The organism is Prevotella sp. oral taxon 317 str. F0108, from assembly GCF_000162415.1.
GTDB lineage: Bacteria > Bacteroidota > Bacteroidia > Bacteroidales > Bacteroidaceae > Prevotella > Prevotella conceptionensis.
Genome location: NZ_GG740076.1, coordinates 156680 through 163201 on the forward strand (window position 1 = coordinate 156680; position 6522 = coordinate 163201).

At 47.7% G+C, this 6522-nt stretch carries 7 protein-coding genes and 1 pseudogene; 4 read left to right on the forward strand and 4 right to left on the reverse strand.

From position 1 onward, the window contains the following. The first annotated feature begins 107 nt into the window (after positions 1-107). From efp to radC, 3 genes are all read left to right on the forward strand, one after another. Positions 108-674 (forward strand): elongation factor P, encoded by a 567-nt coding sequence (efp, locus tag HMPREF0670_RS13165; protein ID WP_009231647.1) that lies wholly within the window; start codon positions 108-110, stop codon positions 672-674. A 119-nt stretch (positions 675-793) separates the two neighbouring features. Beyond that, positions 794-1831 (forward strand): glycosyltransferase, encoded by a 1038-nt coding sequence (locus tag HMPREF0670_RS13170; protein ID WP_009231648.1) that lies wholly within the window; start codon positions 794-796, stop codon positions 1829-1831. A gap of 315 nt (positions 1832-2146) precedes the next feature. Continuing rightward, positions 2147-2827, forward strand: coding sequence for a RadC family protein (radC, locus tag HMPREF0670_RS13175; protein ID WP_009231649.1), 681 nt, complete (start codon positions 2147-2149; stop codon positions 2825-2827). Positions 2828-2949: 122 nt separating this feature from the next. On the opposite strand, the gene HMPREF0670_RS13180 is transcribed toward radC, so the two are convergent. The 4 genes from HMPREF0670_RS13180 to HMPREF0670_RS13195 all read right to left on the reverse strand — a co-directional run bounded on the left by HMPREF0670_RS13180 (position 2950) and on the right by HMPREF0670_RS13195 (position 6295). Further along, a complete protein-coding gene (locus tag HMPREF0670_RS13180; protein WP_009231650.1) occupies positions 2950-3714 on the reverse strand; it encodes a UDP-2,3-diacylglucosamine diphosphatase in 765 nt (254 codons plus the stop codon). Positions 3715-3740: 26 nt separating this feature from the next. Next, the gene (locus HMPREF0670_RS13185; RefSeq protein WP_009231651.1) at positions 3741-4061 is read right to left on the reverse strand and encodes a metal-sulfur cluster assembly factor; all 321 of its coding nucleotides are present in this window, start codon (positions 4059-4061) and stop codon (positions 3741-3743) included. A 126-nt stretch (positions 4062-4187) separates the two neighbouring features. Beyond that, positions 4188-5087 carry a Fic family protein gene (locus tag HMPREF0670_RS13190; RefSeq protein ID WP_009231652.1) on the reverse strand — a complete coding sequence of 300 codons (900 nt, stop codon included), beginning with the start codon at positions 5085-5087 and terminating at the stop codon, positions 4188-4190. A 287-nt stretch (positions 5088-5374) separates the two neighbouring features. Further along, positions 5375-6295 (reverse strand): IS982 family transposase, encoded by a 921-nt coding sequence (locus HMPREF0670_RS13195; protein WP_009231653.1) that lies wholly within the window; start codon positions 6293-6295, stop codon positions 5375-5377. Between the two features lie 127 nt (positions 6296-6422). Between HMPREF0670_RS13195 and HMPREF0670_RS17470 the strand changes: the two are divergent. Continuing rightward, positions 6423-6522: pseudogene (locus tag HMPREF0670_RS17470) on the forward strand (IS982 family transposase); the annotation flags it as partial.

Consider the following 6522-nt stretch of genomic DNA (forward strand, 5'->3'; position numbering starts at 1 on the left):
GGGTGATTTTTAGCACTTATCATCCGTTAAATTATACCTTAAACGGATGAAATATTCAACGAAATGGCTAACTTTGCACATTATTATAATAATATAAACGAACTGAAATGATTAATTCGCAAGAAATCAAGATCGGCACATGTATCCGTCTTGACAACCAAATTTTCACTTGTATCGACTTTCAACATGTAAAACCCGGCAAGGGAAACACCGTGATGCGTACTAAGTTGAAGAACGTTACCACGGGTCGTGTGCTCGATCGTACGTTCCAAGTTGGCTTTAAGTTGGAAGACGTTCGCATCGAACGTCGTCCCTATCAATTTTTATATAAGGATGGCGAAGAATATATCTTCATGAACCAAGAGACCTTCGAACAAGCTCCCATTGCCAAAGATGCTATCACGGGTGTTGAGTTTATGAAAGAGAACGACGTGGTGGAAGTTGTTACCGATACCACAGATGGAACTGTGTTGTTTGCTGAAATGCCCGTGAAAACGGTGTTGCGCATCACGCACAGCGAGCCTGGCATCAAGGGCGACACGGCTACCAACGCCACAAAGCCCGCCACTTTGGAAACGGGTGTGGTGGTACGCGTGCCCCTCTTTATCAACGAAGGCGAACTGATTCAGGTTGACACGCGCGACGGGTCGTACCTGCAAAGAGTGAAAGAATAAGACAATAAGACCCCGATGCTCACCTCCAACATGGCGTTGGAGGTGGGTTTGGCCTTTTTTGCCACACTGCTACGAAAGCCACAAACCTACTTCGCACCACGCCTAAAACATGCCGCCAAATGAAATACTCGTTTATCGTACCCGTTTATAACCGCCCAGACGAGGTGGACGAACTGCTGGAAAGCCTTACTCGACAATCCATAACCGACTTTGAAGTGATTGTGGTTGAAGACGGGTCGGCCGTTCCTTGCCACGATGTATGCGAGAAATACCGCGGCTTGCTCAACCTACATTATTATTATAAGGAGAACTCTGGCCCTGGACAGAGCCGCAACTACGGCGTTGAAAGGGCCAAAGGCGACTATGTGTTGATACTAGACAGCGACGTGGTGGTGCCGTCTGGCTACCTGCAAGCCGTGGAAGACGAGCTGAACGCCGACGATGCCGATGCTTTTGGCGGTCCCGATGCAGCCCATCCCTCGTTTACACCCAAGCAAAAAGCCATTTCTTACTCGATGACCGCTTTCTTAACGACGGGTGGAATACGCGGCGGAAAGAAGAAGATGGACAAGTTTTACCCGCGATCGTTCAACATGGGCGTGCGGCGCAGTGCGTATTCGCAGTTGGGAGGGTTCTCGAAGATGCGCTTTGGCGAAGACATCGACTTCTCGATACGTATCTTTAAGGCGCAACTTCGTTGTCGTTTGTTTCCCGATGCGTGGGTGTGGCACAAGCGGCGTACGGATTTTCGCAAGTTCTTCCGTCAGGTTTACAACAGCGGCATCGCTCGAATTAACCTCTATAAGAAGTATCCCGAATCGCTAAAACTGGTGCATCTGCTGCCTATGGTGTTCACCTTAGGGGTTATTTTGCTTGCTGGCGTGGCCTTGACTGGCGTTGTTGCATGGCTGTTAGGCTGTGTGGTGTTGGGCCAATGGCTCGTTATAGCCGGTGTTTCGCCCCTATTGGTTTACTCGTTGGCCCTTTTCGTGCATGCGCTTACCATGTTTGGCAGCCTACATATCGCCTTGCTTAGCGTGGCGGCAGCCTTTACTCAGCTGCTGGGCTATGGGTTTGGGTTCTTGCAAGCATGGTGGCGACGCTGTGTTAAAGGAAAAGACGAGTTCAGTGCCTTTGAAAAAACGTTTTATAAGTAAGTAGTAAGTTGTAAAGGGAGTAAAGTAGTAAGCGAGGATGAGCAGTTAAGCAAGATTGCCTAGATACCATAAATACAACTAGGTGGCCTGGATTACTTAGAACAACTAGATTGCCTAGAATAACTAGATTGCCCAGAAACTCTAGGATAACTAGATTGCCTAGAACAACCAAGCATCCAAGTTAATGGGCGTTAGCTATTTTTTCACCCTTGCTAGTTTACAAGTTAACAAGTTAACGAGTTGACAAGTTGATGGGCGTTAGCCATTTTTTCACCTTTTCACCCTTTCACCTTTTCACCTTTAAAAGTCTTAATCATGAAAATCATTGATTTGGCGGAAGAAGACCGTCCGCGAGAGAAAATGGCGCGCATTGGTGCCGAAAACCTAACCAATTCCGAACTCTTGGCCATCCTTATTGGGTCGGGTTCGGTGAACGAATCGGCTGTTGATTTGATGAAACGCATGCTCAACGATTGCGGTAACAGCCTTAAACGCCTTGGCCGACTTTCGTTTAACGAGCTGATGAACTATCGTGGGATTGGCGAGGCCAAGGCCGTTACCATCATGGCGGCATGCGAATTGGGCAAGCGACGTCAGCAAGAGCAGGCCGAAGAGCGGCAAGACCTTGGTTCGGCAACGGCTATCTACAACTTTATGCACGCCCGAATGCAAGACCTCGACGTGGAAGAGGCGTGGGCTTTGCTGATGAATCAGAACTACAAATTGATTAAAGCTTTTCGTATTTCGCATGGCGGCATCAGCGAAACGGCTGTCGATGTGCGTGTTATTATGCGCGAGGCCCTGCTTAACAACACCACCATACTGGCGCTTTGTCATAATCATCCCAGCAACAACACATCGCCTAGCACGGCCGACGACCGACTTACACAAACCGTAAAGAAGGCTTGCGAAACCATGCGCATCCACTTTCTAGACCACATCATCGTTACCGATGGCCGTTATTACAGCTATCACGAGGAAGGAAGGCTTGTGTAAAAGGGTTAGTTATTAGCTGGACTGGTCCAACTGGCCTGGCTGGTCAGACAGGTCCGACAAGTCCGACAAGTCCGACAGGTCTGACAAGTCCGACAAGCCACGCCTGGAATTTCTTCCCCAATTTACGGCTGCGATTCGCCTTCCACATACTGCTCCATAAACATATGTTCGCCGTCGAACACGGCGTATGTGAATTGCCAAATCCAATCGCCGAGTATCATCATGCGCGTTTTCTTCGATAGCATCAGGTCGAGTTCTATGTGGCGATGCCCATAGAGAAAGAAGTCGATGTTGTTATGGTCCTTCATATAAGCCTTGGTGTACAGCACAAGATACTCCTTATCTTCGCCCATGTAAGGCGGTTCTTTGCCCTCGGCGCGTTTCATTCGGCTATGCTTGGCCCAATTAAGCCCGAGAGCCATGCCCCAACGGGGATGCAAGGCGTTGAAAAGCACTTGGCAAAAGCGGTTGTGAAACACCTTTCGCAACAACTTAAACGAGTTGTTGGGGTCGCCCAACCCATCGCCGTGCGCCAAGTAGAACACCTTTCCGTATATCTCCGTTGTAAGAGGTTTCTTATGTACAATCAGTCCGCACTCCTCTTCCAGGTAGCCGTATGTCCAAAGATCGTGGTTTCCCACGAAGAAATGCACCTCAACGCCCATGTCCGTCAGTTCGGATAGCTTGCCTAAGAAACGCGTATAGCCCTTGGGCACCACCATCTTGTACTCGTTCCAAAAGTCGAAGAGGTCGCCAAGCAAATAAATCGCCTCGGCTTTGTGCTTGATGCTGTCCAAGAAACGCACAATTCTCCGCTCGTGCATGCGGCCATGTTCGATGGCCAACGAGCCGAGATGCGCGTCCGAAAGAAAATAAACATTCTTCATAACCAAGGGTTTTTAGTGGCCTTTGCTTATTCAAATCCCAGTTCCACGCGGGCCTCGTAGCTCATCATGCTTTGGTCCCAAGCGGGTTCGAACACCAATTCGATGTTCGCAGAGGTAACACCTTCGATGCTTTCCACCTTTGTGCGCACGTCTTCGAGAATGAAATCGGCCGCCGGACAGGCTGGTGCAGTGAAGGTCATATCAAGGTCTAGCGTGCCGTCTTCTTGCAAGTCAACCTTGTAAATCAATCCTAAGTCGTATATGTTAACCGGAATTTCGGGGTCGTAAACCGTTTTTAGCACATCAATAATCCGTTCTTCTATCTTCAATTTTTCTTCTTGTGTCATAGCTATATCCTTTATTGTTCTACCAACAAAGTTAATGAAAAAATATCGAATGGCGACGAAAGCAAAGCGAAAAAATGGTATAATCTGCCGTTAGCGGGTGCGAAAAGATGCACAACCTTTGGCCACTTAGTACTTTATTTGGAAATAATCAAGCCGCGCCTTATAGCTATCTTGTGCCGTTAAGCAGGTGTCGAGGGGATATTCTTTTATGCTTGGCCAGTTGCGAAGACCGCGATAATAAAACATTTTCAACTCGTCGGTGATGATGAAAGGCACAATATGATGGTTAAGACATTCCTTAAACATGATAAGCCTACCAATGCGCCCGTTGCCGTCTTGGAAAGGATGGATGGTTTCAAACCGATGATGAAAGTCGAGAATGTGTGTTAGCGAAACCTCTTTTATTGCTCGATACTCCTTTAATAACGTGCGCATGGCCTCGCCAACCTTTTGTGGAGCAGTTGTTTCGATGCCACCCACCTCGTTAGGCAGCCGCTTATAGTTGCCTGTGGCAAACCACGATTTGGCCGAATCTGATGTGGAACTCTTCAATAAGGCGTGCAAATGCTTAATCATTCGTTCTGTTAAGGCAGCCTTGGCGTGTGATATAATGAAGTCGACACAGCGAAAGTGGTTGGTGGTTTCCACAATGTCGTCCACCTTGATGGCCTTGTCTGTAAGGCCAATCGTGTTGGTTTCGAAGATGTATCGCGTCTGTTCCTCGGTAAGGCAGCTACCCTCGATGTGGTTAGAATTGTAGGTTAAGGCTATCTGCGTATGGTGGTAGATGCCGCCTTTCATGCCACAGTCCTTCTCTCGCCTAAGCGTTTCGAGCAGCGGCGAAATGCTTTTGTTGGCGTTTCTGCGTGTGGGTAGGGTAGCATTGGTGGGTACGCACCACTTTCTTCCAATGCGTTGTGCGCCCAAAATCTTGCCCTGTGCGCAATAGCTGCGCACTGTACGTTCGGCCACGCCATGTGCCTCGGCAAACTCTTTCGTAGAAACAAACTGCATATCTGTTGGCATATTAAACGTTTAAGCTATTGCAAAAATACACATTTTATTGCTGACCACAGCACCAAAGGGTAATTGTTTGCCACTGATTTTTACTCTATTTTGTAAGTTTAAGGCTAGATTGTCCACCTGATGGCGTTGGTCGTGTTCGTCCCCACTGGTGGATGGTGAGTGGCAGATAGGTATGGTTTGTGCAGCGTTTTGCCGCAGATGTGATGGGCGTTATCGCCACACATCGTGGGCGTGCACGCTTTGCCAAACCTGCGAAAGGTTTACGCCAGCTCGGGATAAGGATTTGCTTAGAAAAGTTCCAATTGCCTACTCTTTTCAATGCGCACTGGCAGTGCCTCAGGCTTATTCTTGAAGAAATAGTATGCAGCCAATGCCGCACAGAGATTCATGAGGAAGTTATGTACGGAGCGATGGCGTGAATGGACAAGGTTGGCCTTGTTCTTGAGCAGTTCGTTGATGCATTCTATTATATATCGCTTGCGCAGCATCATCTTGTCCCACAAGGGCATAAGCTTGTTTTTCATGTTTGATTTGAGCCCATGAACGAGGTGGATGCCTTGGTTGAAGAGGTTCTCAAAGAATTCTTGCTTGATGTAGCCCTTATCGGCAAACACTTTACCGTAGAGCACCTTGGTGAAGACTCTCCACACCCTAGGGTCCCTGTCGTCCACGTTTGCGGGAGTTAGGCAGAACGTGAGTACATCGCCCATCTCGTTGCACAGCAGATGAAGCTTGAAGCCATGACACCACCCCATCGTTCCCTTTCCGTTCTTGGCAAGTCCATCAAACACCTTGTTGAATTTCCTCCTCATGTTGTGGCATACGGGAATCATCGTACTGTCCACGAAACTAATGCCCGTGCACTTTCCAAAACCTTGGATGCGCATGAAGGCCATCAGGTCGAAGAACACGCGGGGCATGAGTTCCACGAAACGCGTATAGGACACGGCCTTAGGGAAGTAGCTTGCCAGATGCTCCTTGATGAAGAAGAGGTAATAGTGCTTGAAGTTGCGGAAAGAGCCAAAATGGTAGCACAGCAGGATGGTCATTATTTCGCTCTTGGACATCTGCCCTTTGCGGTTTCGCATGCGCTTATACCCCTCGTCTATGGGGGCGATGTGTAGGTTTTTAGTTAACTCGGCATCTAAATTCTTGCAGAACTCATCCAATATACAAAAGATTTCTGTAACTTTGTCTGTGGTAATCATCGCTATATATGTTTTGTAGGTTGTTGATTTTCAACTATAAAGCTATAAAATAATAGTGAGATTACCAACTTTTTAGGGCACTTTCTTATCCCGAACTGGCGTAAATAATTACAAACAAAAAATCGCTATGCTCACCGAAGCAAAAGTTACTGAAATATTTTGTATGGCAGACGAATTCTGCAAGTTCTTTGATGCTATGACGGCAAAATATGCGCTAAGCCCTACCG